This window comes from Streptomyces sp. NBC_00377 (genome assembly GCF_036075115.1).
GTDB lineage: Bacteria > Actinomycetota > Actinomycetes > Streptomycetales > Streptomycetaceae > Streptomyces.
This window is the reverse complement of sequence record NZ_CP107958.1, coordinates 8,849,928-8,874,698: the sequence shown is the minus strand read 5'-3', so window position 1 is coordinate 8,874,698 and position 24,771 is coordinate 8,849,928. Positions and strand designations below refer to the sequence as shown.

The following is a 24,771-nucleotide window of genomic DNA, read 5'->3' as shown; positions in this document are numbered from 1 at the left end:
TCCCGTCCGGACTCGGCCCGCGCAGCTCCGCTGCATGCCTCGGACGTTCCTGCCGGCCAGGCGGAGAATCCGCCGATCGCTGATCGGCCTCTCCCCGCCTGCCGGGCCCGATCGAGGTCTGTCACTTCGACATGATGAAATCCAGGGCGAAGCCGGAAGCAGTCGTCCAGTAGGTGACCAGCTGGCCGTCGTCCGCGTACAACGTGGGGGCCGGCATGGGGACATCGATCGGCTTGCCCGCGCTGCTGCCGACCGTGCGGCCCTGGAGGCTGAGGGTGATGCTCTTGGCCTCGTACTCGTCCCTGGCGCCACCACTGACGAGCAGAGCGGCATACGCCTCTTCACCCGGAGCGAGGGTGACGGGCACGCCGGGGTTCGGGTCGCTCTCCTTGATCACAGGAACCGTGGTCCGGGCGTCGGCGCCAAGTCGCACCAGGGGGTGGCGATAGAGGTTGCACTTCTTGTCGCCGGCGTTCTGGACGATCAGGAGGAGGTGCCTGGCCGTCTTGCTGTCCGCTGGCTCCTTCACGGCGGACACTCCGAGCACGTCCTGGGAGCAGACGGCGATGGTGGCGGCCTTGGCGGCGGTGCCTCCCGAGCGGTGCGCCGCCGCATCGTAGGTCTTGGCGGTGATCGTCCGCGGGCCGGTGGCGGAGGCCTGTGCCGACACTCCGCACCCGAGGGCAAGGACGAGACCCGCGGCCACGGCCACACGGCGGCCCGCAGAGGACTTCACGTTCATAGGGGTGTTCCTTTTCTGATCGGTATGAGGTCTTCAGATCGGTATGAAGTCGCAGGTGTCCGCGGCCTGTTACCGCGGATCAAGGTGCGTGCCGGCTGTCGCCGGAGACGGGTGTCCCAGCGGACAGGGGAGGCGAGGTGTCGTGACGCTGTGGGGTGGTCGGCCGCTTCAGCCGGTGCGACAGCCACAGCATCGGCTGCCTCGTGGGCCTGGGACAACAGCCACCGCCCAACCTGCAACAGTGGGATGATCCCACCGCCTTGACCTGCAAAAACAAGGGAGCCTGGGATGCCCGTCCGGGATGGGAGACCACTTCGCGGTCGTAGAGGTTCTCGGCGACCTCGACCCGCAGGGCGCCGACTCCATCGTGGGGGCCACGCGTTCCGGCCATCTCACAGACGGGTCACCAACGGCATCGGCGGCACCGACACCGGCTTCGACGCGATGATCACCGAGTGTCGATCGCGTTCGCCGCGGTGGCCTCAGAGGCTGTTGTCCGGCGTGCAGAGGATCCGGCGGACGGTGTTGCGGAGCCAGTGGTGGGCACCGTCGGCCGTGTGCCGGGGGTGCCAGGCCATGCCGATGGTCAGCGGAGGCAGTTCGAGGGGGATGTCGAGGAGGTGCAGTCCGAGGGCCCTGGCGTCATGGGTGAGAGGTGAGGGGGCGGCACCGGGCGATGCGACGGGTACGAGGCAGACGATGTCGCTGCGAGAGGCGAGGGTCATCGCGGCCAGGTGACTGGGGAGGACGACGCTGACCCTCCGTCGGAGACTCTGCTCGGCCAGAGCGGTGTCGAGGGGGCCGGTGAACCGGCCGCGGCGGCTGACCGCGACGTGTGGGGCCGCAGCGAGCCGGGCCGGGGTGAGCGTCCCTTCGGTGAGCGGATGGCCGGGCCGGACGCCCGCGACCATGCGCAGGCTGACCAGTTCTTCGACCTGGGTTTCGGGGTCCACGTGGTCGATGGCTCCGATCTCCAGGTCGATCCGTCCGTCGCGCAGTGCGGGGCCGGCCTCCAGTTCTTCGGCCCGGATCCGGAACGAGACCCCGGGCGCCTCCCGCTGCGCCAGTTGCAGCAGCCCGGGCGCCAGCGCCGCGCCGACCAGGTCCGCGGCTTGCAGGGTGAAGGTGCTGCGCAGGCCGGCGGGGTCGACGTTCACACCGGGGCTGAGCAGTGCTCCGAGGCTGCGTACCACCGTGGCGGCTTCCTCGCGCAGGGCCTGGGCGCGTGGGGTGGGAACCATGGTCTGTCCGGCCCGGACCAGGAGGGGGTCCTGGAGGATGCGGCGCAGACGGGCGAGGGTGCGGCTCATGGCGGCGGGTGAGGTGTGCAGCCTTGCGGCGGCGCGGGTCACGCTGTGCTCGGCCAGCAGAGCGTCCAGCGCAATGGCGAGATTGGCGTCGATGACCGGATCCGGGCTGCTCACCAGCATTATTCCATTTCAGTCAATGATTGCGTGCCGAAGTTCCCATTGTGGCAGCACGGAGAGCCTCAGCAGGATGAGGGACGTACCGAACCGGCACGACCTGCGAGGTTTTCATGATCGTCATCACTGCTCCGACCGGGAACATCGGCCGGCACCTGCTCTCCCGGCTCCTGGAGTCCGCCCCCGCCGCGGGCGAGGAACTGCGCGTGATCGTGCGCGATCCCGCCCGGCTTCCCGACGCGGTGCGCGGCCGCGTGGAGGTGGTCACCGGCTCGCACGCGGAGGCCGGGGTCGTCGACCGGGCGTTCGAGGGTGCCGACGCCGTCTTCTGGCTCGTCCCCCCGGATGGCTCCCTGACCCCGCAGGACGCCTACAGCGGTTTCACCCGGCCCGCCGCCAAGGCGCTCACCGCCCACGGCGTCGGCCATGTCGTCGGCGTCTCCGCGCTCGGCCGCGGCACCCCGCTCGCCGACCGGGCCGGCCTCGTCACCGCCTCCCTCGCGATGGACGACCTCATCGCGGGCACCGGCGTCGCCTACCGGGCCCTGGCCAACCCGTCCTTCTTCGAGAACCTCCTGGAGGAGTCCGACTCGATCCGTGAGGAGGGCGTCTTCACCGACACCCTCGACGCCGACCGCAAGACCCCCTTCGTCGCTGTCGCCGACATCGCGGCCGTCGCCGCCGGCCTGCTGCTGGACCGCTCGTGGACCGGCACCGGCAGCGTCCCGGTCCTCGGACCGCGGGATCTCTCCCCCAACGATCTCGCGCGCATCATGACGGAGCAGCTCGGCCGCCCCGTCCGCTACGAACGCCGGTCGCTCGACGAGCTGTACACCACCCTCGTCGGCCACGGCCTCGACGAGGCGTTCGTCCAGGGCGTGGTCGACATGAAGCGGGCCAAGGACGCGGGCCTCGACGCCGGCGTCGCCCGCACCCCGGACACGACCTCCCCCACCGGCTTCGGTGAGTGGTGCGCCCGGACCCTCAGGCCCGCCGTCGTGTTCTGAAGCCCATTGTCCGGCGCCGGCACTCCATGGAGCCCGGCGAACCACATCCACCCGCCCCATGGGAGGCACCCTTTGTCCGTTGAGAAGTCCGAACCGCCGGTCACCGCGTTCATGCTGGTCAAGACCACCCCCGAGTGGCTCTCTCTGACCGTCGAGGAGCGCGTCGACGCCTTCACCACCCAGGTCCTGCCGGCCATCGAGGCGAAGACCACCGGCGTCCGGTCACGCTTCTACGACACAGAGTTCTACTCCGCTCGCGTCACCGATGTCTGGGTGTGGGAAGCCGTGGACCACCACGCCTACCAGCTCCTGGTCGACGCCCTGCGCGAAACCCCCTTCTGGGATCGCTACTTCGAGGTCGTCGACCTCCTCGTCGGCACCGAGAACGGCTACGCCCGCACCTACGGCCTCGAACCCGTCGCCACCGTCTCCACCTGACGCACTCGCCCAGCCGCGCATCACTCCGAGCGAGCTGGGTGCGGACAGCCCACGGGCGACCGTGGTCGCGCAGGCTACCGGGCGCGGTCGGAGGAGGTGACACAGGACGTGCGGGTAGAGGTGTGGCGGACCGGCGGGCAGTGGGCCGGGTGCGCTCAGCAGACGCCGCGGCGGCCCGGGACCACAGGGTCGCCCTGCTGGAACGGTGCCCGAGTACGACGACGAGGTGACGGAGCGTCGCATGCCGGGAAACCGCCCGCGTGGCGCCCCGGCCGCCGACCCGGCGTGGGCACGGGCCGCCTCCCGTGCGTGAGGATCCACCTCCCGTGCGTGGGGATCCCGTCCAGGGCGCCCAGGGCTCCCCCGAATCCGTCAACGGCAGCGAGAACACGGCCCAAGCGCCCGCCCCGGTCGCCTGGACGGAGAACAGCGGCCAACGGTCGGGTGTCCGGGGCCCGCGTCGGATCGGCCGCCGCGAAGACCGGCGCCCGCAACCGGACAGCCTCCGTGCCCGGCCCTTCACCCAGGGTGTACTGGATCTCCGCGAGCCGGCCGGCCACCCGCCCGGAGAGGCACCTCCCCTACCCGGGCTCCTCCGGCGCGTCTCCCGCTTTGCGGCGTCGCACCGCCGCGTCCAGTTCCGGGCCCACCGGTTCCGGCAGCGGATGCCCCGACGCCTGAGCGAGCACGGCTTCCGCGACCGCACGCAGGTCGATGTCGGTGCGCCGGGAGACTTCGCGCAGCACGTCGAGGGCAGCGGCCTGCGAAACGCCGTGAACCGCGAGGAGAACACCGATGGCCGGGTCGACCGTCGCGGGGGCGTCGACCGCAGGCGAGTTCCCAACGCCTCTGGCTCCCTGCCGGTATTCCCCGGACGAGGCGGCCTGACGGGGGCCCTCGCGCGGGGACCGTGCCAGTCGAGGCGCAGGACGGTGGCGTCGTCCTTGGGCTGGTGGCCGCCGTAGGCGTCGGCGACCGCGCCCACCGTGGCGCGCACTACCTCGCGCGGATGCTCGGCGGCGGTGTCACGCAGGAGGGCGGGCAGATCGACGCACTCCGCCTCGCGTTCCTGCATCCCGTCGGTGTGCAGCAGGAGACGGTCGCCGGGACGCAGATCCAGGTCCTGCACCCGATAGGCGCCCTGCCAGGTCACACCGAAGGGCAGATTGACCACCAGGTGCAGTTCGTCGACCCTGCCGTCGCGCAGCCGCAGCGGCCAGGGGTGGCCGGCGTTGACGAGCTGGGCGCGGCTGCCGTCCGGGGACAGGCGCACGAGCTGGCCGGTGGCAAAGGTCCGCACGGCCGTGGTCGACGAGCGCCTGATGGGTTTGACGGGCCTGCTCGGCGAGGTCCGCTCCGGCACGGCGGGCGCCGCGCGAGGCGTTGACCAGCAGGGTCGCCATCAGCGAGGCGTCGACGTCATGGCCCATGGCGTCGGTGACGGACAGGTGCAGGGTGTCCTGGTCGAGGGAGTAGTCGTAGGTGTCGCCGGCGATGTCGGAGGCCGGGACCAGCGCGCCGGCGAGATCGAACTCGGCGGCCTCGCAGGAGGAGGCCGAGGGCAGCAGCTGGCGCTGGGTCTCCACGGCCAGACTGACCGAGGTGTGCGGTTGCCCCAGTGGTACAGGTCGGTGAAACGGCGGTCGGTGACGATGATGTACGCCAGCGCGTGCGCCGCCTCCTCGACCTGCTCCAGCACGTCCTTCGTGACCTGGGTGAGGAACAGCTCCAGCACCCCGATGGTGTCGCCCCGGTTGGTGACCGGGGCCAGCACCCGCTGCCCCCCCCACCTCCCCCGGCGCCCGCACCAGCTTCTGGGTGCGCAGAACCTCGTCGTAGACACTGCTGCCGGCCAACGGGACGTGCTCGGCACGCCGCTCCCGCGTGTCCCCCTTGTCACTCACCCGCAGCAGACGCCGGCCCACTTCCGGATCGCCCCGCTCGCCTCGTTCGAAGGGCGAGCCGAGGGCGGGGAGGCCGGCAACGGCAGACTTTTGCCTCCTCTTGAACTTTTCATGGAACGGGTTGAGCCCGAACGGCATCACGCGCGTACTTGTCTTCGACGGCCCCGGCTGGGCAGTGAGTGACCGTCAGATTCCCCGACCGTGCAGGAGAAACAGTGCCACTTTCGAGAAACACGCTGGGCACTCTCGTCGTGGGTGGTGCTTTGACCCTCACGGTGAGCGCCCTCGCCTACCCCTCGATGCTCGGGCTCGACACCGTGTCCACCTCGGGCGACCGGCTCATCGCGAACACCCAGTGGGGGCCGTTCACCGAGAGCGACCGCGCCTTCGTGGTGGCGGTGCGGGCCGCCGGGCTGTGGGAGCATCCGGTCGGGCAGATCGGGCTCCAGAAGGGGCAGAGCAAAGGCGTGCTCACCGCCAGCCAGCACCTGATCGACGGACACGCGGCACTGGACGAGACCTGCCGCAAGATCGCGCCGATGCTGAACGTCGTCCTGCCCAACATCGCCAGTCCGCAGCAGGAAGGGTTCGTCAACACCCTCAAGGCCGACCAGGGCAAGCAGTTCGACGTCGACTTCGCCAACATCCTGCGCATGACGCACGGATCGATCTTCAACACCGTGGCGAAGGTGCGCTCGACGACGAAGAACACTCTGGTGCGCGCCCTGGCCGACCAGGCCAACGACACCGTCCTGGACCACATCACGGTGATGGAGAAGACCGGCCTGGTCGACTTCGACACCACACTGTTCACCCAGACCACCCCGCCCAAGCTCCCCAAGGCCGACACGACTCCGCCGGTCCCGCCTCTCGGCCAGCCCCTGGTCGTTCTGGCCCCGCCGCCGAACGCCACGTCCACCCCGGCCGACCTGGGCCCCGCCATGAACGGGGCGGCCGTCAACGGCGGATAGAGCGCTCGTCCAGCAGCGGGAAGCGCACCCCACCCGTGGGAGCGGTCGGGCGGGGGCGCTTCGCAGCAGCGCAGACGCGGCTCGCCCCAGCCCGCATGGCCGCCCCTTCGGCATCCTGCGAGGGCAGGAACCTGTGACTGGCAGTGAGCCGGACGACCACGTCCGCCGCTTGGACCCGCTGGTGCGCGGGCACCCGGGGCTGGACATCGCCCAGCCGGCCGGCCAGTGACGTCCCGGTGACCCGTGTCGTGGCCTTCGGGTCCGCGGACGACGTCCTCGGGGTGCCCCTCTCGGTCGTCGAACGCGTCGACGGCAGGGTCATCCGGACCGTCGAGCAGCTGTCTACCCTGCCGAACTGCGAGATCGCACGCTGCGCCTACGGCCTGGTCGACGTGCTCGCACGCCTGAGGCGCGGCGGTTCCCGCCCCGAAGGAACGCCCGGAGGGCTTGCGCAGCGTCGTCGCCGTCGATCTCAACGGCGCATACTGGGCGGCGCAGGCCCGTGGCCCTGTCATGGAGGCGGGCTCCGGAGCGCGATCCTTCAGGTATTCCGGTCCGGAAAGACGCTGGATCGTTGAGCACGTCCCGCCTTACGGTGACGCCATGAGCGATCACCCGGAAGGTTCTGTCACGCCCGTCGAAGCCTATGAACCCCCCTACTATGTAGCTGTCTTCACTACGGTGCGAGCCCAGGAACAGAGCGGCTACAGCGAGACCAACGCCCGCATGGAAGACCTGGTGAAGGACGTCCCGGGATTCCTGGGGATGGACCACGCGCAGACTCCTGGCGGGCTGGGCATCACCGTCGGGTACTTCCGGGACGCCGACGCTCTCACGGAGTGGCGGACCAACGCCGAGCACCGAGCAGCGCAAAAGCGTGGGCGAGCCGAGTGGTACCAGAGCTACACGTTGCACGTCGCGAAAGTGGAACGGAGCCACGGGTTCATGCGAGCCCAGGCCCTGCGGAGCCCGACAGCAGGCTGACCAGCCGAAGTCGCCTCCTGGTGCGGCAAGCGCCGTCCCGCCAAGCTGCCCGGGTAGCGATGAACTGGTCCCCTGAGTCGAGATGCCGTACCGGGAAGACGACTTCCGGCGGCCGCAGTGAATCGCTTTCGTCGGCGGCCTCGACGTGCTCGAACTGCACGCCACAGGTCGCCGACCAGTCGCCGGCGGCATGCCGCATGTTCTCGACGACCGACTCGTACCAGTCCCGCTCCGGGAAGGTCCTGCGCAGGACGCAGTACCTCAGGACCGTACCCGGCTCCCAGCGGAGGAACTTGCCATCCTGCAACCTCGCTGTCAGACCCGCCGTCTATCTTCTGCCCATGACATCGACGGATCTTGTCTCGTTCGATCAGACGTGGGATCGCCTTGAATCGTGGCTCGCTTCCCGTTCGCCCGCGGATCACGCCGCGCTTCGGCCTCCGGCAACCGCCGCTGAGATCGCCGAGGTGGAAGAACAGCTGGGCTTCGCCCTCCATCCCCAGCTCAGGAGGTTGCTGGAGCGCAGAAACGGCGTTGCCGAGCCGGAGATCGGAGCTGAGTCAGAAGTCTTCCCGGCCGGAGACATTCTGCCGCTGAGTCATCGGCTCGTCTCCACCGCTGAGATCGCGTCGATGCACGAGATTCTCGTGGAGCTCCATGAGGACAATGACGATCCCGAGTTTTCGGACGAAGAGGACGTCGCCGGCCATCTGCACCAGTGTGTGCCCTTCGCGCTGCCCAACGACGGAGGCGTCGCGTTCATCGACCACCGGCCGGGACTCACGTACGGACACGTGTTCGAGATGGGTATCGGCTCCGGCGATCTGGAGGGCACTCTCTGGGGCTCGAGCCTGACCGAGTTCGTCGAGGCCGTGACAGACGCTCTGGAAACGGGCACTGCGTTCATGCACTACTGGCCCACCACCTTCACGCACTCTTCCGGCAGGACCTGCATCGCATGGGAGATCCGTTCGTAGATCACCGAGTTGATCCGGTCTCCTGCGCCCCGCTCTCGAACGCCGGAGGCGGCGGTCACCGCGATCGGCACGGGCGGGCGCCCAGCACCCGGGCAGGCTGCGTCTTCTCCTGCCTGTTCCTGCCGGGCCGTCGCCGCCCTGCGTGCCTCACAGGGGGAACCGCACGGCGACCACTCCCGTCTTCATGCACGCGCGCATCGGCCTGCCGGGGCCCGGGCCCGGTGCAGCGAGCCGGGGCCTTCGCCAAGGGGAAAGCCCCGGGGCGTTCTGGTGTGCGGCGGGAACAACAGGTCGGGCCGTCGTTGTTGCACCGGCCGAAGACCGGTCGGTGCCGCGCGGGAGGGGAACACGGTAACCAGGTGGCGATGCCCCCGCGCTCCGGGCTCTCAGCCCTGCGGTGAGCCCCATCGTCCGGCATCCGAGATCCGACGGTGAAGGGCGAGCGCTCATGTGCCCGCCGCGGACTCGGACCGATGCTTTTTCGCACAGGAGGACCTGACACATGAATGACCGGCCCTTGACGCTCATGGCGGTACACGCGCACCCCGACGACGAGGCCACGGGAACAGGAGGTGTGCTCGCGCGGTACGCGGCGGAGGGCATCCGCACGGTTCTCGTGACATGCACCGACGGCGGTTGCGGTGACGGACCGGGAGGCGTCAAGCCGGGCGACCCCGGCCACGATCCGGCCGCTGTCGCCTTGTTGCGCCGCCAGGAACTGGAAGCGAGTTGTGAAGTCCTGAAGGTCGGTCACCTGGAAATGCTGGACTACGCGGACTCCGGGATGATGGGCTGGCCGACCAATGACGCCCCCGGATCCTTCTGGCAGACACCCGTGCAGGAGGGCGCTGCACGACTCGCGGAACTCATGCGGCACTACCAGCCCGATGTGGTCGTCACCTATGACGAGAACGGCTTCTACGGCCACCCCGACCACATCCAGGCCAACCGCATCACGATGGCGGCGCTGACGATGACCGCGCTGACACCGAAGGTGTACTGGACGACGGCGCCCCGCTCGATGATGCAGCGGTTCGGGGAGGTCATGCGCGAGTTCGATGCGGACGCGCGGGAGCCGGATCCCGCCGAGGCCGCCGCGATCGCCGAGATCGGACTCCCCGACGACGAGATCACCACCTGGGTGGACACCAGCGAGTTCGGCGGCCAGAAGTACGATGCGCTCGCCGCCCACGCCAGCCAGGGAGAGAACATCTTCTTCCTCAAAATGGGCCAGGAAAGGTTCACCGAGCTCATGGGCGTCGAGACTTTCGTACGCGTCCAGGACGCCACCGGCGCGGCCGTGCCCGAGAACGACCTCTTCAGCGGACTGCGCTGACCCGACCACCCACCCGGACGTCCCGTCCGAAAGAGCTCATCTCCTCACTCTCTGTGAATGAAGGAAGCAGCGGCGGCGCGTGGCCTTGCCAGGCCCGCGCCGCCCTCTCCTGTACGCACGCCGGACGGCGCACTCAGCGTCCGCACGGTGGACGGGGTCAGCGACATAGCCTGATGCGGCACTGGCTCGCGCCCCTTCTCCTGCCTCACAATTCTCGGTGTGACAGACACGGGACCCACCGCGGAAGAGACGCCGGACGGGTTGCTGGGCTGGTGCCTGGTGGCCAACGTGGCGCGAGAAACCGCGCACGACGAGAGCGGACTCGACATGTGGAACCCAAGCATCATCCCGTCCAATACGCCTGGGTACGGGCCATGCGCAGGCTGTCGCCGGCGCTGAAACGCGAGATCGACGTGTTCTCCTTCGCCTTCCGTTCCTACTTTCCCGTCACAGCTTCATCGCTTCGCCCGAACGGCCCGGCACTTCACCACGCTGAATTTGACAGAGAAATGCCGGTCGACGCCCTCACCTGACGAGTCGGGCGAGTGATCGGATGCCCTCAGGAACTGCGTGTCAGGCCAGCGAGAGGAACAGTTTCTCCAGGCGGGTACGCATCTGCTCACGATCGCCGGAAGCGGCCATGTCCGCATCGGTCAGGCAGTGCTGCAGGCCGGTGGCGATGATCGCGAAACCCGCCTTGTCCAGCGCCCGGGACGCTGCCGCGAGCTGGGTGACCACGTCCTCGCAGTCCCGCCCCTCCTCGATCATCTTGATCACACCCGCGATCTGGCCCTGCGCCCTGCGCAGCCGGTTGACCACCGTCTTCAGTTCCTCAGCCGCCATCGCCAGTTCCACTGCCCACACTCCTTCGCGATACCCCCTTGGGTATCCTACCGAAGGGTGAGCCCCGAACTCACGAAAGGACGATCCCCCTGGCCGCCCCTCACCTCCCGCACCGCCGTCCGGGCGGCCGCCCGCCTGCACGAGCCGACCGGCCACCGACCGGGGGCTCAGTGCGCGGTCAACGGCTGGGCATGCGCGATGAGCAGGGCGACGTCGTCATGGTCCGCGGGCTTGCGGAGCTCCCGCAGGAGCCGGTCGCAGGATTCCTCCGCGGAGGGGCACGGCGGTGAGAGCAGGCGCAGGAGATCGTCCAGGCGTGTGTCGATGGGGTCGTCGCGGGTCTCCACCAGTCCGTCCGTGTACAGGACGAGTTGATCACCGGGATCCAGGGCGAGGGTGATGGTCTCGAAGGGAACGCCGCCGACCCCCAGCGGGATGCCGGTGGGTACATCGAGCAGCTCGGGCGGTTGGCCGGCCCGCACCAGAACCGGGGGCAGATGGCCGGCGCAGGCCACCTGCAAACGGCAGCGGTGGGGGTCGTAGACCGCGTACACGCAAGTGGCGATGTAGGGCTCCAGGCCCTGTGTGATCTTGTCGAGGTGGGTGAGGATCCGGCTCGCGTCGAGATCGAGGTCGGCGAGGGTGGAGGTGGCGGTACGCAGCCGGCCCATGGCGGTGGCGGCCGGGATGCCGCTGCCCATGACGTCGCCCACCACGAGGGCGGTCCGCTCACCGCTGAGGGGAAGGATGTCGTACCAGTCCCCGCCGACCTCGCTGAAGGCCTGCGCGGGCCGGTACCGGGCAGCGATCTCCAGACCGGGGTGCCGGGGCGGGACCTGCGGCAACAGGCTGCGCTGGAGGGTCTCGGCGGCGCTGCGGATGTGCTGGTGCAGAACAGCGTTGTCGATGCTCAGCGCGGCAGACGATGCCAGCTCGCAGGCGAGGGTGAGATCCTCCTCGTCGAAGGGCTCGGGGTTGCGGGCACGAGCCAGGCACATGACTCCGAGGATCCGCTCGCGGGCGATGAGCGGGACCACCAGACTGCTGTGGACACCGGCTCGGGCAAGCAGCGGGGCGGAGCCGTCGCCGGGGGCGAAACGGCTGAGGTCGCCGCCGTCCATGTGGCGGATCAGCGACGGCCGGCGCGTCCGGATGCAGTGAGCAGCCGGATGGTCGGCTGGATAGGTGGTGACACGGCCGGGCGCACTCATCGCCTGCGTGCCGTCCGTGGAGCAGGCGGTCTTCACCGCCAGGGCACGGAACAGCGGCGGGCCCTCGCCGAGCTCCGGGCGGCCCGTGCGCAGGACGGAGTCCAGGATGTCCACCGCGACCGTGTCGGCCAGGTCGGGCACCAGGACGTCCGCCAGCTCCTGGGCGGTGCGCTCCACCTCCAGGGTGGTACCGATGCGGGCGGATCCCTCGGCCATCAGGCGCAGGCGCTGCTGAGCCCGGTCGGCTTCCCTGGCCGCCTCGTACCGGTCGGTGACATCCACCACCACGTTGGCGATCCCCAGCACGTGCCCGCCGTGGTCCGCCAGCCGGTAGAGCGACACGGCCCAGGCGTGGTCGCTGTCCGGGTCGGCCCGGGTGCGCCCCACCACCTGCCGGTCCACCACAGGCAGGCCGGTTGCCAGAACTTCCAGCATGTCGGACTCCGCGGTCGCGAACGGCGTGCCGGGCAGGATGTCCCGGAAATGACGGCCGACGTGGTCGGCCTCGGCAACGCCGTGCATCGACGCCAGGGCCGAGTTGACGGCGACGTACCGCAGGTCGGTGTCCAGGACGGACAACCCGATCGGCGCTTGCGTGACGAGCTGGCTGGACAGGGCCACCTTGCGCTCGACCTGCCGCAACGTGGCCCTGTCGGTGGCCAGCCCCAGCGCGTAGTGGTCGCCGACGTTGTCCGTCAGCCGCATGTTGCGGAACTCCACCATCCGGACACTGCCGTCCTTGTGCCGGACGGGAAACGATCCCGCCCAGCCCCGGCCGGTCTCCATCACCTCGGCGAACAGCCTCATCCCCGCTTCCCGGTCATCGGGATGGAGAAGCAGTGGGGCGGCGTACTGGCCGACCGCTTCGTCACCGGTGTAGCCGAACAGCTCCTCGGCCTGCGGACTCCACATGTCGATCCGGCCGTCAGCCTCCACCAGTACCGCAGACACGCCCAGGAGATCGAGCAACCCGCTCGGATCCGCGACCCCGTTCCGCGAATGACCGGCCCGCCCCGGGTGCTGATTCGCTCGACTCATCACACTCGTCCCTCGGAACCTGTCACTCAGCTGGACACCGGCCGCCTGGGCACACACATGCGGGGTTCCCCTCCCGCGCGTACATAGGCGTCTACCCGCAAGTCAGCGACCCGATCACGACGCGGCACGTCGCCTGCGGAAGGCCGACGGGGCGCGCCGAGCCGGCGCCGCGCGCCCCGAGTCGGATCCAGCACCTCGGGCCACTACACGGTCTGCCGTGCCCGGCTCGGGTCGTGCAGGTATGCCCGGGCACCCCACATCAGGCGCTGCGCGGTCTGCGCGAAGCCGTCTTCTTGGCGGCGGTCTTCCTGGCCGGCTGCTTCTTCGCCGCCGCCTTCGCCTTCCCTGCCGGGGCCTTCTTCCGAGGCTTCGCCGACCCGGACGCCTGGTCGTCCTCGCCTCGGGAGGCTTTCGCCCTCTGCACGGACTCGTTGAGGGCGGCCATCAGGTCGAGCACCTTGCCCGGCTGCTCCGGCTCCGGCACGTCGGGCAGTTCCCGATCCTCCCGCTTCGCCTCGATGATCTTGGCGATGGCCTCGGTGTAGGCGTCGTGGAACTCCGGTCCCTCGAGATCGTCTCTGGTCATGCGCTCCATCAGCGCGAGCGCGCTCTGGATCTCGTCCTCGCTCAGTTCCACGGGCGGCGGCAGCAGCTCGGCAGGGTCGCGGATCTCGTCCGTCCAGTGCATCGCGTGCAGCACGATCGCCTCGCCGTGCACCCGCAGCAGACCGAGGCGTTCGCGGCCCGACCACGCGTACTTCGCGACGGCCACCTTCGACGACCGCTGCAACGCCTGCCGCAGCAGTGTGTAGGGCTTGGCCGCGACCTGCCCGTCCGGCGCCAGGTAGTAGCCCTCACCGATCCGGATGGGGTCGATCGACTCCCACGGCACGAACGCGTCGATCTCGATCGCTTTCGCCGTCGGCAGCGGCAGGTTGCTCAGATCGTCGTCGGTGATCGGGATCACCTGGGTCTTGGAGTACTCGTAGCCCTTGCCGATCTCCGCCTGGCTGACCTCCCGGTCCTCCAGTTCGCACACCTTCCTCGTGCGGATCCTGCCCAGATCCTCGAGGTGGTACTGGTGGAAGCGGATGGAGTGGTCCTCCCGCGCCGACTGAACCTGAATCGGCACCGTGACCAGCCCGAACGAGATCGCGCCGGACCAGATGCTTCGGGGCATGACCAACCTCCGCGGTAACCCCGAGCAGCAACAGCCTACGAGCGCCCCCGCGCTTTCGCACCTGTGCAGCCGCCCGCCTCGAGGGCGGGCTGAAGCCAGGCTTCACCGGTCCGGGCATGAACGGCCCGGCTCCGTGCCCCATGTCCCGCTCATGGCGAGCACCGGCCCGCCCGAGGTCGCGAACTCCACCGAGAGCACGCGGTCACCCTGCTCGATCACCACCGCGCCCCGGGGGCCCCTGCGCAGCTCAGGCCCTCCGCTGCAAGGCATGGCCGCCCAACGCGAACGACGGTGCGGAGGAACGGCGGCACTGGCACACGGCGTGCTGGAACGGCCTCACGATGAAGCTTGGGCCGTACATCCCCAGAGAGTCCTGGGCCCGAGAATCCTGGACACGAGCATCAGGATTCTTCAGCGGGCAGTGCGGAGATGAGCGCCCCGCTCGACCTGGTGGGCTGCGGACCGGTCAGGCCGACCCCCGCTTCGGCGCCCCGTCGGTGTCCACCCCTCTTCTTCGATCGGTCAGCCACTTTTACCCGGCTTGTCCTGCTCCTTCTTTTTGCTCTTCGCTTGCGCCTTCTCGGCTCTGTCGTCTTTCTCCGACCTACTGGACTGCTTGCCGGGTGTCGCAGACTTGGTCCCGGCCTGTGGTCCGCTCTCCGACCTGTTGTCACGGGAGGCACGTGCCGCGTCGACCGGGTTCGGGCTGGCGCCGCCGGGAGTGGGACGGACACTCCACTCGGAGGCGGCATTACGGAACAGTCCGCCGGAACTGCCGCGGGCCGGGGTCGAGGTCGAGGTCGGCGGAGTCTCGGGTGGTGCGGGGGCGGCGCTCCTTCCTGCGGAGCTGCCGTCGGGGCCGGCGTTCTCGGCAGGGCTACTGACGGCTCGTGTCGTGTTCGCGTCGTTTCCCTGGTGCGGGAAGACGTCGGTGACGGCGAGAGCGGCGGCCATGGCCGTGACGAGCGCGACGGTTCCCCCGGTCACCAGAACCCGGCTCCGTGCGGGAGCGGACTTCGGAGCGGCTCGGTCCGGAGCCCGCGCTGCGTCCAGGTGCGTCACGTCGTCATGATGTGCCGGTTCCCCGCTGCGCACCATGGCCGTGACGTCGGCCTCGGGCGGCGTGAGCACGGCGGGTGCGGAGTGGGTGGTGTGAGCCAGAGTGTCCAGCGTGCGGGCGCAGTCGGATGCCGATGGACGCATCTGCTCGTCCTGGGCGGTCATGTCCCGCAGCAGGGCGCCGAGTTCGTCCGGCAGGGCGGTGGGCAGTACCGGCGGGCGGTGCAGCCGCGCTATCGCTGCTTCGAGAGGGCCTCCGCCGTACTCGAGCCTGCCCGTGAGGCATTCGAGGAGCACGAGTCCGAGGGCGTAGATGTCGGCCGGCCGGCCGACGGACCGTCCGAGTACCTGTTCCGGCGAGAGGTACGCGGCGGTGCCGACGAGTGTGCCCGTGGCGGTGCGGGTGGTGGCGTCGACCAGGCGGGAGATGCCGAAGTCGGTCAGGTAGGGGCGGCCCGACACGTCGAGGAGGATGTTGGACGGTTTGACGTCACGGTGCACGATCCCCGCTCCGTGGGCGTGAGCGAGGGCCCGGGCCAGGCCGGCGCCCAGTGTCGCGGTTTCCTCGCAGGGCAGCGGGCCTTCGGTGATGCGGGCTTTCAGCGTGGAGCCCTCGATCAGTTGCATGACCAGGTAGGCGCGGCTGTCATGTCGTCCGGTGTCGTAGGCGGTGACCAGCCCGGGGTGCTGCATCCGGGCAAGGATCACTGCCTCGCTTTCGAAATCCTCCTGCGCTTCGACGCCGGTGCCTGGCCGGAAGACTTTCACCGCCACCGCGCGCCTCAGACGCAGGTCGAAGCCGCGGTAGACATCGGCCGCGCCACCCGAACCGATACGAGCGTCCAGGCGGTAGCGGCCGGCCAGTATGTCGGCGGAACACCGGGAGGCCAACGCCAGAGCCGACTCGCGGAGCCTCATTCCCTCTCCTCATGCTTCGATACACCATGGCCGCGGGCACCCGTTCACCGAGGCACGCCGGACGCAAGTACCCCTGAGACGCCTGGTTACCCCCGTTGTCCCTGCGATCGTCCTGGCCGGGTTCCGGTCGCGGCGGCCGAGTCCGGGCCGAACTGGACGGCGACACCGAACGCGCAGTGCGCGAAGGTCAGGGACAGGGCCCGGCGTGCGGCCGCCCAAGCGGTCAGTGCGAGGGCGAGGAGTACGTCGGTATCGGTCCGCGACATGGCGCCGAGCCTCGGTTCACTGCCGCTGCGGAGCAGGTCCCGTGCGGATGCGGGCCCGGGCGGCCTTGTCGAGCCGACCCGGGATTCGACGGGGCTCGCGTCCGGCACCGCAAAGCCCATGCCGGGCCCGTCCGGACGGCATGGCACAGCACGCAGCTGACGGAGCGGCTAGTGCCGCGGCGGGCAACGTTTGCCCGTCAAGGAGCGGCGTCCGGTGCGTGCTCTCGGCGTGCCGGCCGGAAGTCCTCGTACTGGACGTACCTGGGCTTTCGGCCGGTGCGGCGAGAGTGCGTGCCGGGCGTCGCGACGGGGCGAACGTTGCCTGTCGCGGCACTAGCGCGGCGTCGTGTCACCGGCCTTGAAGGGGCCGCCGTGGCCGGGCACGATCAGGTCTGCGGCGGTGAGCACCCGAAGCCGGGAGGCGCGCAGCACCTCACGGTCGGGGGCGACCGGGTCGTCCGCCGGGCCGTCCGCGTGCCACCACAGGTCACCGGCGAAGGCGATCACGCCCGACGCCGTGCCGGCCAGCAGTGTGATGTCCTCGGCGCTGTGGCCCGGGGTGCGGATCAGCCGTAGCGACGGGGTGAGTTCGTAACCCTCCGCGTCCCGGTTCTTCCACTGATCGCCGAGGTACTCCACCTTGTGGTCGTGCACCCGGGCCCGTCCGAACAGGCCCACGTTCATCGTGTTGTCCGGGTGGTGGTGGCTGAGTACCACGTCGGTGATGTCGTCGGGGCCGAGCCCCAACTCCCCGAGCGGGGCCAGGATATGTTCGCGGCTCGCCACCATGCCCGGGTCGAAGACCACATGTCGTCCGGCGTCGTAGACGTAGGAGACGGTTGCGGCGACTCCGGGGCCGGTGGAGCCGACGTATCCGGTGGTCAGGATCGTGTACACGGCGCTGCGGCCGAACGGTGCGTCTGTCATGGCCTCGATCCTTCCGGGCAGGCCGGTCGTTCACGAGTGGCACAGATGCCACTGATCGCAGGATCAGTGCCACACTGCACGCGTGCCTCCCTTCATGACCGTCGCCGCGTACACCCCGCCCGGGGTCGGCATGCTCGCCGTCGGCATCGTCACCGAGGTCTTCGGTCCGCACGGGCAGACACTGCCGGGCTTCGACTTCGCGCTGTGCACCGACCGGCCCGGGCCTGTCCCCACCGACTTCGGCGTGCCGCTCACCATCACGAACGGCCTGGACAAGCTCGCCGCCGCCGATCTGGTGATCGCCCTGCCATGGGCAGGTTTCCGCACAGCGCCCGCTCCCGCCGCACTCGAGGCGCTGTCGGCCGCACACGAGCGCGGCTCCCTGGTCGCGGCGCACTGCGTCGGCGCTTTCGCGCTCGCCGCCGCCGGACTGCTCGACGGCCGCAGGGCCACCACCCACTGGCGGTTCGCCGACCTGCTCGCCCGCCGCCATCCGAACGTCACCGTCGAATCCGACGCCCTCTACGTCGACGAAGGGCGCATCCTCACCGGCGCGGGAGCCGCCGCCGGCTTCGATCTCTGCCTGCATCTGCTGAGGCGGGAACACGGAGCCGCGATGGCCAACGCCGTCGCCCGCGACGTGGTCCTGCCCTCCCACCGCGACGGCGGTCAGGCACAGTATCTGGCCGCCCCCGTCCCGCAGGACTGCCGCGACGAGCGTCTCGCCGAGGTGCTCGCGTGGGCCCGCGAAAACCTCCACCGGCCGCTTCCCGTCGCGGAACTGGCCCGGCGCGCCGTGATGAGCAAACGCTCCTTCGCCCGCCACTTCACCGCCGCGACCGGCACCACCCCCCACGCCTGGCTGCGGAGCCTGCGGCTGAGCAGCGCCGAGGAGTTCCTGGAGACCACGGACCTGCCGGTCGAGGAGATCGCCCGCCGCGTCGGATACGGAAGCGCGGCCGTCCTGCGCGAACAGTTCGTACGCCGCCGAGGTGTGCCGCCCCGCTCGTACCGGCGCTCCTTCACGAACACGCCGTAGGAGGAACGCGCCGTAGACGTCGAGAGGTCTCTCCGGGACGTCGCCGGTGACCTTCACGGCGAGAAGCCGGTCAGGAGGTTTTTGACGCAGGCGTGCTTTGTTCAGCTGCCCGGAGGGAACTCGCGGGCGTCGAGGTCGGCAGCGGGCAGCGGCCGGTCGGGGGTGGCGGCCCAGCTGGCGAGGAGCCGCAGGGAGTCGTCCGCAGGGGTGCCGGGTGCCGCACTGTATGCGGTGAGGGTGAGGCCGGGCTGGGCAGGGAGTTCCATGGCGTCGAAGTCGAGGGTGAGGGCACCGACGGCAGGATGACGGAAGGACTTGCGGCCGGTGTGGTGCAGGCGCACGTTGTGCTTGGCCCAAGCGGTGCGGAACTCCTCGCTGCGGGTGACGAGTTCGCCCACCAGTCCGGTCAGTTCGCTGTCGTGCGGGGCGCGGCCGGCCTCGGTGCGCAGCAGGGACACCGTGGTGTTCACGGACTCGTCCCAGTCGGGGAAGAAGTCACGGCCGTGTGGATCGAGGAATTGGAAGCGGGCGATGTTGACGGAGCGGGCGCCGGCGTCGGTGAACAGCGGGGCGTAGAGGGCGCGGCCGAGGTCGTTGGCGGCGAGGACGTCGAGGCGCAGCCTGACGGTCCGCACCGGGAGCGGGGCCATGATCAGCCCGTGCCCCGGCGCGCCACGAGAGGAACGTGCATGACAGAGCAGCCCCGGCAGATCGGCGGCGGACGCCGGACGATCGGTGATGTCGCCCCGCAGCTCGCCGAGCTGACCGACGACGTCCTGTTCGAGGACGTGTGGAACCGCACCGGACTGGCCGCGAAGGGACACGTCCCCGTGCGAGAAGTCACGCATGCCGACCTCGACGTCGGCGCAGAGGAACAGGGCACGACGACCGTCCGAGCGACTGGTGGCGCGACCTCGCTCCAGGCCGCGGCACGCACCACACTGGTGCCTGTGTACGGAGGGCAAGCCGAGACAGTGCGCACCCGAAGGGCGGTGGGCTCGTGAGCCGGATCCTGGTGACCGGTTCCGCGGACGGTCTCGGACGTGCCGCCGCGGACACGCTGCTGTCCCAGGGGCACGACGTCGTCGTCCACGCCCGCAACCGGGAGCGGGCAGCGGACCTGTCGGCGCTGGTGGAGCGTGGGGCGCACCTCGTGACAGGGGACTTCACGGAGCGGGATGCCGTGGAGCGCATCGCCACCGAGCTGAACGACGCCGACCCGTTGGACGCGGTCGTCCACAACGCCGGCGTGTGGAGCGGCCGGGCGGTCATGCCGGTCAACATCATCGCCCCGTACCTGCTCACGGCCCTGCTGCGTGGACCACGACGGCTGGTCTACCTGAGCAGCGGCTCGCACTTCGGTGGGCGCCCCCGGCTCGACGGAGTCGACTGGCGCGGCGACAGCGCGGGCTCGTACTCCGACAGCAAGCTGTACGTCACCGCGCTCGCGGCGGCCGTGGCACGCCTGCGCCCCGCCGTGCTGAGCAACGCGGTGGACCCGGGCTGGGTGCCGACCAAAATGGGCGGACCCGGCGCACCGGACGACCTGGAGCTCGGGCATCGCACCCAGGAGTGGCTCGCCTCCAGCGACGAGCCGCAGGCCCTCACGACCGGCGGGTACTGGTATCACGGCGAGCGGACGCAGCCCCACCGGGCAGTGCTCGACGAGGCGTTCCAGGACCGCCTCCTGCATGCACTGGCCGAGGAGACGGGCATCGGACTGTGAGCCGTTGTGAGCGGTTGTTCGGCCGGGGGCGCACCGCCCGGTCGTCGGCGACCTCGACCTGCGTCACGGACTCCCGCAACCGGCCGCCGATCCGGTCCGACGATGATGATCGCCCATACCGCCGAGCCCGGCGCGGCCTCCGACGACGACCTCGCCCTGCTCGCCTCCTGGGCGGCCACCGAGGACACGGAACCGGGCGAGGCCGCCCCGACCGGGCCGTCCCGATGCGGTGATCTTCTTCCAGATCTGCGCGGTCGTCCCGGGGGAGGCCGCTCTGGGCCGCAGCTCGCGAGACAGGGCCGGTCTGCGGGGCGGTTCGCCCGCCCGGCCCGCAGTCGTCTTCACGGGATCCGGCCTCAGCTCCGTCACCTGCTTCTTGACCGGCCCCCGCCACGCTGCGTCAGCGCAGGCCTGCCGCGTCGAGCAGGGTGGTCACGGTGGGTGCGACGAGCCCGGTCAGTGTGTCGGCTCCGATGCCCGCACGGGCGCTGGCTCCGTCGAACACGAGACTGAGCTGACGGGCCAGCAGGCCGGGATCGCTCGCGCCACCTTGTTCGGCCTCGGCCCGGAAGAAGCCCGTCAGGTTCTTCTTGATCCGGCGGGCGACCTGGCTCGCGGGGTGACCCGGATCCTTGAGTTCGATCTGCACGGCCAGATATCTGCAGCCGTGGAACTCAGGTGCACCCGACTGCACTTCCACCTGGTCGAAGACGTGCAGGATCCGGTCGCGGGGTGAACGACCGTCGTCGGCCGCGGGCAGGAGCGTCGCCACATAGGCGGAGGCGCGCTGCTCCAGGCTGGCGGCCAGCAGTTCGTCCTTGCTTTCGAACAACAGGTACATGGAACGCTTCGACACGCCCGCCGCCTTGCACAGCGCGTCGACGCCGATGTTGACACCGTCTCGGTAGGTGAGCGTGGCCGCTGCCTCCAGCAGCCGCTCTCGGGGACTTGGCTTCGTCTCGGTGGTCATACTGTGAGGCTAACCCGCTTCACTCGAATTGAAAACCGATCGGTTTACGGCAGGTGGCGCGGGAACGGGCGGCTTCGAGAACTCAGCCCACCTCGTAGGCTCCCGCTCCCTGCGACGACCGGCCCCCGCCACACGTGCACGTGGGCAGCTGAGGGCCACCGTCCGGCAGCGGGCACCGACTTCCCTCACCACCGTGTGTCGAGAACGCCGATCATCGCAGGTACAGGGCATTTCCCACTCCTCGCTCGCTGTGATCGACGGAGCGGGCTCGCTGCATACAGGCTGGGTGGATGCAGGCTCAGTGGGCGATCACGGGCTCGCCCTCCGACGGCGCCAGAGCCGCATTCGGTATCAGGAACGCGGCGAGCACCGCTCCGACCACGAAGAAGCCGGCACCCCACGCCAGGGTGGCCGTGTATCCCTCCACCGCGGCCTGCGCCGCGGCCGGCGCGCCGGGCTTGTGCGAGGACAGGTAGTGGGTCGCGGCCGAGGACGCAACGGTGGTCAGCAGGGCCGTGCTGATCGAGCCGCCGATCTGCTGGCCGGTGTTGATCAGCGCTGAGGCGACGCCCGAATCCTCGTGATGTATGCCTGCGGTCGCGCCTTGGAACGCGGTGGTCATCACGCCGCCGAGGCCGAGGCCCAGCAGGATCAGACCGGGCATGATGTGGGCGACGTAGGTGCTGTCCAGTTCGAGCCGGGTCAGCAGGGCCATGCCGGATGCGGCGACAAGGAAGCCGGCGCTGATCACGAGCTTCGGACCGACCCTGGGCAGCAGCAGCGAAGGCGCCGTGGTCGACGCGGCGACGATGCCCGCGACCATCGGCAGGAACGCGAGACCGGTCTTGATCGGCGAGTAGCCGATGCCGGCCTCCAGGTAGTACGTCAGGAACAGGAAGATCGAGAACATCCCCATGCCTATGACGAACACCGCCAGGAACGAACCACCGCGGGTCCGGTCCAGCACGAGCCGCAGTGGCAGCAGCGGATGCGCGACCCTGGCCTCCAGCCATACGAACACCGCGAGCAGCACCACGCCGACGATCATGGAGCCGAGGGTGACCGGGTCGATCCAGCTGGTGGATTCGACGTGCGCGAACCCGTAGACGATGGCGAACAGTGCGGCGCTCACCACGGTGGTGCCCGGGATGTCGAGCTTGGGCCGCTCGGCGACGGCGAGCTTGGCCAGCAACAGCAACGCGCCGACCAGCGCGACGGCCGCGAAGACGACGTTCACGTACATCACCCAGCGCCACGACGCCCATTCGGTGAGCATGCCGCCGAGCAGCAGCCCGACCGCGCCGCCCGCACCGGCCAGCGCGCTGAAGATGCCGAAGGCCTTGGCCCTTTCGGACGGGTGGGTGAAGGTCACGCTGAGCAGGGAGAGTGCCGCGGGCGATGCGCGCAGCGACGAGGATGTCGAAGCTGGTGGCCGCGCCGCCGAGGACGGAGGCTCCCGCGAAACCGATCAGGCCGGTCACGAAGGTGGTACGTCGGCCGAACAGGTCCCCGAGTCGGCCGCCGAGCAGGAGCAGGCTGCCGAATGCCAGGGCGTACCCCGTGATGACCCACTGCCGGCTGCCGTCGCTGAAGCCGAGGTCATGCTGAGCTGCGGGCAGCGCGATGTTCACGACGGTCGCATCGAGCGTGACCATGAGCTGTGCCGTGCCCAGCACGACAAGCACCCACCAGCGCACGGCATGTGAGCCGCGACGGCCCGCTGCTTTCCCGGAGGCGGGCGCCTCACGGTCGAAGGTGGTACTCACGTTTCCCCTTAGTTGCTGGTCATAGGCGGAACACCCATCGGAAACCGATCTGTTTCCCCCATAGGAAAACAGATCGGTTTCCACAGTGCAAGTGAACGGCCCGGGCCGGGGTGAGCTCCGTGCGGGTGAAATCGATGTCCCCGCCCGTCCCCGTACACGGACCGTGGGGGCACGGGGCGGCATCGTGGCCCTTCGCCCGGCTCATCAGTCGTCCAGGAGGACCCATGCTCGGCACCGACTTCGTTACCGGATCACCCAACTGGCTGGACCTCGGCAGCCCCGACACCGCCGCAACCGCCGAGTTCTACAGCGCGGTCCTGGGGTGGCAGTTCGAATCCGCCGGGCCGGAGTCGGGCGGGTACGGCTTCTTCCAGATCGACGGGAAGACCGTCGCCGCCCTCGGGCCGCTCACCGAGGAAGGAGCGAGGTCCGCCTGGATGGTCCACTTCAAGACCGAGGACATCCAGGAAACGGTGTCCGCCGTCACAGCCGGCGGCGGAACGGTGCGGACGCAGCCCATGGACGTCATGGGCGAGGGCCGACTGGCGCAGGTCACCGACCCGCAGGGCGCCGAGTTCGCGCTCTGGCAACCGGGGAGAACCACCGGACTGGGCCTCACGTCCGCGCCGGGCACGCTGCTGTGGGTGGAGCTCCACGTACCGGACCCCGTCGCGGGCATCTCGTTCTACGAGGGCCTCTTCGGCTGGCGCAGCCGGGACATGCAGACGCCCGGCATGACGTACCGGGTCCTGAGCGTCAAGGACGGCGACCAGGAGGCCGCGTCCTTCGGCGGAGCCGCGCCGATGGGTGACGGCGCGGGCGGTGGAATCGAGCAGCCCCGTTGGGTGCCGTACTTCCATGCGACGGACGTCGACACCGTGCTCACCGCGGCCGAGGCGAAGGGTGGAACCGTGCTGATGCCGGCGGCGGACGTCCCCGACGTCGGCCGGATCGCCTGGCTCGCCGACCCCTTCGGCGCGGTGTTCGCGCTGCTGAAGCCCGCCCCGCAGATGTGACGCGGCCGGCCCTGCGGCGGGGCAGCCGCACACGTCGGACAGGCCGGCAGCCTCAGCGGCGACCTGCTGGTCGACGGCCGTCATTTCCGCCGCCGGCGTGTTCAGCCCCGGGGCGAACCGCCGTCACAGGAGGAAGGGGAGGTTCATCACCAGGAAACTCAGGGGAGCCGAGCGGGACGGCCACGAAGCGCGGCCGCCCGCCCGAGTCGGTCAGTGCTCGGGCGGGCGGCTGTGTGGGCTCGGCGCCTGGGTCGGACCCGCGGCCCGGCGTCACGCCGCCCTCCGGCCGGGACCGGCGGTCTGCCCGGTCGACGGACGGTTCGGTGGGCCGGCTCAGCGGGTGTAGGTGGTCCGCTGTTCCTTGAGGGAGGCGCAGTTGGAGCCCAGCACCTGGACGTAGGTGTTGGCGATGGCGCCGCCCCAGTCGACGCAGTGGCCCTTGCCGATGACGTAGGAGGGACCTGCGTACGAGGTGTAACGCCCGTCGTCGCTGTCGCCCTCGTTGGTGTCGGGGACGTAGATCCAGGCGGACATGTCCACCGCGGTGCCGGGGTTGTTGCGGATGGTGACGACGCAGTTGTTGCCGTTGGTGGCGTTGTAGGCGAGGTAGACGGTGCCCAGCGTGCCGACGGCAGCGGAGTTCACGGTCTTGTAGCCGCTGCCGCAGACCTTCTGCGGGGTGGTGTTGGGTGCCGCGGAGGCGGGTGCCGCCAGGGCGGTGGTGGCCCCCACCGACAGAGCGGCCAGCGCGGCGGCGCCCAGCATGGAGTGAGTGAAGCGCATATTTCCCCCTTGTATGCGTAGGAGTTGCTTGCTCCTGCCTTATGTGATGGGCGGGGCCTTCGGATGGTTGTGCCGGATTTACTGGTGTTTTCGGTCATAACTGGCGGCGCGGATGGCCGAGTTGGGACGCAACCGTAGGCACGTGCCCGGTGTGTGGCGGGCTCGTACTCGGGCTCGTACTCGCGCTCACACTCGGGCTCGGGGCGACGACTGACCGCTTGGGCCACCATCATGGGAAGTCGCACC

Annotated in this window: 21 protein-coding genes and 4 pseudogenes; 11 read left to right on the top strand and 14 right to left on the bottom strand. The window is 69.8% G+C overall.

Annotation, left to right across the window (positions count from 1 at the left end):
• Positions 1-121 precede the first annotated feature (121 nt).
• Together OHS71_RS39455 and OHS71_RS39450 are read right to left on the bottom strand one after the other, a co-directional pair.
• The gene (locus OHS71_RS39455) at positions 122-742 is read right to left on the bottom strand and encodes a DUF4232 domain-containing protein (protein WP_328484112.1); all 621 of its coding nucleotides are present in this window, start codon (positions 740-742) and stop codon (positions 122-124) included.
• Between the two features lie 482 nt (positions 743-1,224).
• Positions 1,225-2,172 (bottom strand): LysR family transcriptional regulator, encoded by a 948-nt coding sequence (locus OHS71_RS39450; RefSeq protein ID WP_328484111.1) that lies wholly within the window; start codon positions 2,170-2,172, stop codon positions 1,225-1,227.
• Between the two features lie 107 nt (positions 2,173-2,279).
• On the opposite strand from OHS71_RS39450, the gene OHS71_RS39445 reads away from it, so the two are divergent.
• Together OHS71_RS39445 and OHS71_RS39440 are read left to right on the top strand one after the other, a co-directional pair.
• Positions 2,280-3,173 carry an NAD(P)H-binding protein gene (locus OHS71_RS39445; RefSeq protein WP_328484110.1) on the top strand — a complete coding sequence of 298 codons (894 nt, stop codon included), beginning with the start codon at positions 2,280-2,282 and terminating at the stop codon, positions 3,171-3,173.
• Positions 3,174-3,245: 72 nt separating this feature from the next.
• A complete protein-coding gene (locus tag OHS71_RS39440; RefSeq protein WP_328484109.1) occupies positions 3,246-3,611 on the top strand; it encodes a darcynin family protein in 366 nt (121 codons plus the stop codon).
• Positions 3,612-4,192: 581 nt separating this feature from the next.
• On the opposite strand, the gene OHS71_RS41450 is transcribed toward OHS71_RS39440, so the two are convergent.
• Positions 4,193-4,408, bottom strand: a complete 216-nt coding sequence (locus OHS71_RS41450) for an ANTAR domain-containing protein (protein WP_443047190.1) — start codon at positions 4,406-4,408, stop codon at positions 4,193-4,195.
• Positions 4,409-4,503: 95 nt separating this feature from the next.
• Positions 4,504-5,536, bottom strand: a pseudogene (locus OHS71_RS39425) (PP2C family protein-serine/threonine phosphatase); the annotation flags it as partial.
• A 230-nt stretch (positions 5,537-5,766) separates the two neighbouring features.
• Here OHS71_RS39425 and OHS71_RS39420 point away from each other — a divergent pair.
• From OHS71_RS39420 to OHS71_RS39400, 5 genes and pseudogenes are all read left to right on the top strand, one after another.
• A complete protein-coding gene (locus OHS71_RS39420) occupies positions 5,767-6,486 on the top strand; it encodes a DUF4142 domain-containing protein (RefSeq protein WP_328484796.1) in 720 nt (239 codons plus the stop codon).
• Positions 6,487-7,089: 603 nt separating this feature from the next.
• Positions 7,090-7,470, top strand: coding sequence for an antibiotic biosynthesis monooxygenase family protein (locus tag OHS71_RS39415; protein ID WP_328484795.1), 381 nt, complete (start codon positions 7,090-7,092; stop codon positions 7,468-7,470).
• A 341-nt stretch (positions 7,471-7,811) separates the two neighbouring features.
• Positions 7,812-8,447, top strand: coding sequence for an SMI1/KNR4 family protein (locus OHS71_RS39410; RefSeq protein ID WP_328484108.1), 636 nt, complete (start codon positions 7,812-7,814; stop codon positions 8,445-8,447).
• Positions 8,448-8,949: 502 nt separating this feature from the next.
• Positions 8,950-9,783, top strand: coding sequence for a PIG-L family deacetylase (locus OHS71_RS39405; protein WP_328484107.1), 834 nt, complete (start codon positions 8,950-8,952; stop codon positions 9,781-9,783).
• Positions 9,784-10,112: 329 nt separating this feature from the next.
• Positions 10,113-10,229 (top strand): annotated as a pseudogene (locus OHS71_RS39400) (ArsR/SmtB family transcription factor); the annotation flags it as partial.
• Positions 10,230-10,356: 127 nt separating this feature from the next.
• Here the strand turns inward: OHS71_RS39400 and OHS71_RS39395 are convergent.
• The 6 genes from OHS71_RS39395 to OHS71_RS39370 all read right to left on the bottom strand — a co-directional run bounded on the left by OHS71_RS39395 (position 10,357) and on the right by OHS71_RS39370 (position 17,225).
• Positions 10,357-10,638 (bottom strand): metal-sensitive transcriptional regulator, encoded by a 282-nt coding sequence (locus OHS71_RS39395; RefSeq protein ID WP_010358257.1) that lies wholly within the window; start codon positions 10,636-10,638, stop codon positions 10,357-10,359.
• Between the two features lie 155 nt (positions 10,639-10,793).
• A complete protein-coding gene (locus OHS71_RS39390; protein ID WP_328484106.1) occupies positions 10,794-12,875 on the bottom strand; it encodes a SpoIIE family protein phosphatase in 2,082 nt (693 codons plus the stop codon).
• Between the two features lie 259 nt (positions 12,876-13,134).
• Positions 13,135-14,055, bottom strand: a complete 921-nt coding sequence (ku, locus tag OHS71_RS39385) for a non-homologous end joining protein Ku (RefSeq protein ID WP_328484105.1) — start codon at positions 14,053-14,055, stop codon at positions 13,135-13,137.
• Between the two features lie 522 nt (positions 14,056-14,577).
• Positions 14,578-16,032, bottom strand: coding sequence for a serine/threonine-protein kinase (locus OHS71_RS39380; RefSeq protein WP_328484104.1), 1,455 nt, complete (start codon positions 16,030-16,032; stop codon positions 14,578-14,580).
• A gap of 86 nt (positions 16,033-16,118) precedes the next feature.
• A complete protein-coding gene (locus tag OHS71_RS39375; protein WP_328484103.1) occupies positions 16,119-16,298 on the bottom strand; it encodes a hypothetical protein in 180 nt (59 codons plus the stop codon).
• Positions 16,299-16,631: 333 nt separating this feature from the next.
• Positions 16,632-17,225, bottom strand: a complete 594-nt coding sequence (locus tag OHS71_RS39370; protein WP_328484102.1) for an MBL fold metallo-hydrolase — start codon at positions 17,223-17,225, stop codon at positions 16,632-16,634.
• A 94-nt stretch (positions 17,226-17,319) separates the two neighbouring features.
• On the opposite strand from OHS71_RS39370, the gene OHS71_RS39365 reads away from it, so the two are divergent.
• Positions 17,320-18,264: a GlxA family transcriptional regulator gene (locus OHS71_RS39365; RefSeq protein WP_328484794.1), complete on the top strand. Its 945-nt coding sequence runs from the start codon at positions 17,320-17,322 to the stop codon at positions 18,262-18,264.
• Between the two features lie 101 nt (positions 18,265-18,365).
• Here the strand turns inward: OHS71_RS39365 and OHS71_RS39360 are convergent.
• Positions 18,366-19,013 (bottom strand): annotated as a pseudogene (locus tag OHS71_RS39360) (MmyB family transcriptional regulator); the annotation flags it as partial.
• On the opposite strand from OHS71_RS39360, the gene OHS71_RS39355 reads away from it, so the two are divergent.
• Together OHS71_RS39355 and OHS71_RS39350 are read left to right on the top strand one after the other, a co-directional pair.
• Positions 18,954-19,268 (top strand): hypothetical protein, encoded by a 315-nt coding sequence (locus OHS71_RS39355; RefSeq protein ID WP_443047138.1) that lies wholly within the window; start codon positions 18,954-18,956, stop codon positions 19,266-19,268. The pseudogene OHS71_RS39360 and the gene OHS71_RS39355 overlap by 60 nt on opposite strands.
• On the top strand, positions 19,265-19,990 hold the full coding sequence (locus OHS71_RS39350; RefSeq protein ID WP_328484101.1) for an SDR family NAD(P)-dependent oxidoreductase: 726 nt from the start codon (positions 19,265-19,267) through the stop codon (positions 19,988-19,990). The genes OHS71_RS39355 and OHS71_RS39350 overlap by 4 nt, the downstream gene beginning before the upstream one ends.
• 400 nt (positions 19,991-20,390) lie before the next feature.
• Here the strand turns inward: OHS71_RS39350 and OHS71_RS39345 are convergent, their stop codons facing one another.
• Together OHS71_RS39345 and OHS71_RS39340 are read right to left on the bottom strand one after the other, a co-directional pair.
• The gene (locus tag OHS71_RS39345) at positions 20,391-20,960 is read right to left on the bottom strand and encodes a TetR/AcrR family transcriptional regulator (RefSeq protein WP_328484100.1); all 570 of its coding nucleotides are present in this window, start codon (positions 20,958-20,960) and stop codon (positions 20,391-20,393) included.
• 298 nt (positions 20,961-21,258) lie between these two features.
• Positions 21,259-22,726 (bottom strand): annotated as a pseudogene (locus tag OHS71_RS39340) (MFS transporter).
• 224 nt (positions 22,727-22,950) lie between these two features.
• On the opposite strand from OHS71_RS39340, the gene OHS71_RS39335 reads away from it, so the two are divergent.
• On the top strand, positions 22,951-23,742 hold the full coding sequence (locus OHS71_RS39335) for a VOC family protein (protein ID WP_328484099.1): 792 nt from the start codon (positions 22,951-22,953) through the stop codon (positions 23,740-23,742).
• A gap of 333 nt (positions 23,743-24,075) precedes the next feature.
• Here the strand turns inward: OHS71_RS39335 and OHS71_RS39330 are convergent, their stop codons facing one another.
• Positions 24,076-24,525 (bottom strand): spore-associated protein, encoded by a 450-nt coding sequence (locus tag OHS71_RS39330; RefSeq protein WP_328484098.1) that lies wholly within the window; start codon positions 24,523-24,525, stop codon positions 24,076-24,078.
• Positions 24,526-24,771 lie beyond the last annotated feature (246 nt).

Coding starts and splice junctions, on each gene's coding strand:
- OHS71_RS39455 (WP_328484112.1), bottom strand. CDS start 742: ATGAACGTGAAGTCCTCTGCGGGCCGCCGTGTGGCCGTGGCCGCGGGT.
- OHS71_RS39450 (WP_328484111.1), bottom strand. CDS start 2,172: ATGCTGGTGAGCAGCCCGGATCCGGTCATCGACGCCAATCTCGCCATT.
- OHS71_RS39445 (WP_328484110.1), top strand. CDS start 2,280: ATGATCGTCATCACTGCTCCGACCGGGAACATCGGCCGGCACCTGCTC.
- OHS71_RS39415 (WP_328484795.1), top strand. CDS start 7,090: ATGAGCGATCACCCGGAAGGTTCTGTCACGCCCGTCGAAGCCTATGAA.
- OHS71_RS39410 (WP_328484108.1), top strand. CDS start 7,812: ATGACATCGACGGATCTTGTCTCGTTCGATCAGACGTGGGATCGCCTT.
- OHS71_RS39405 (WP_328484107.1), top strand. CDS start 8,950: ATGAATGACCGGCCCTTGACGCTCATGGCGGTACACGCGCACCCCGAC.
- OHS71_RS39390 (WP_328484106.1), bottom strand. CDS start 12,875: ATGAGTCGAGCGAATCAGCACCCGGGGCGGGCCGGTCATTCGCGGAAC.
- ku (WP_328484105.1), bottom strand. CDS start 14,055: ATGCCCCGAAGCATCTGGTCCGGCGCGATCTCGTTCGGGCTGGTCACG.
- OHS71_RS39380 (WP_328484104.1), bottom strand. CDS start 16,032: ATGAGGCTCCGCGAGTCGGCTCTGGCGTTGGCCTCCCGGTGTTCCGCC.
- OHS71_RS39375 (WP_328484103.1), bottom strand. CDS start 16,298: ATGTCGCGGACCGATACCGACGTACTCCTCGCCCTCGCACTGACCGCT.
- OHS71_RS39370 (WP_328484102.1), bottom strand. CDS start 17,225: ATGACAGACGCACCGTTCGGCCGCAGCGCCGTGTACACGATCCTGACC.
- OHS71_RS39365 (WP_328484794.1), top strand. CDS start 17,320: ATGACCGTCGCCGCGTACACCCCGCCCGGGGTCGGCATGCTCGCCGTC.
- OHS71_RS39355 (WP_443047138.1), top strand. CDS start 18,954: ATGACAGAGCAGCCCCGGCAGATCGGCGGCGGACGCCGGACGATCGGT.
- OHS71_RS39345 (WP_328484100.1), bottom strand. CDS start 20,960: ATGACCACCGAGACGAAGCCAAGTCCCCGAGAGCGGCTGCTGGAGGCA.
- OHS71_RS39335 (WP_328484099.1), top strand. CDS start 22,951: ATGCTCGGCACCGACTTCGTTACCGGATCACCCAACTGGCTGGACCTC.
- OHS71_RS39330 (WP_328484098.1), bottom strand. CDS start 24,525: ATGCGCTTCACTCACTCCATGCTGGGCGCCGCCGCGCTGGCCGCTCTG.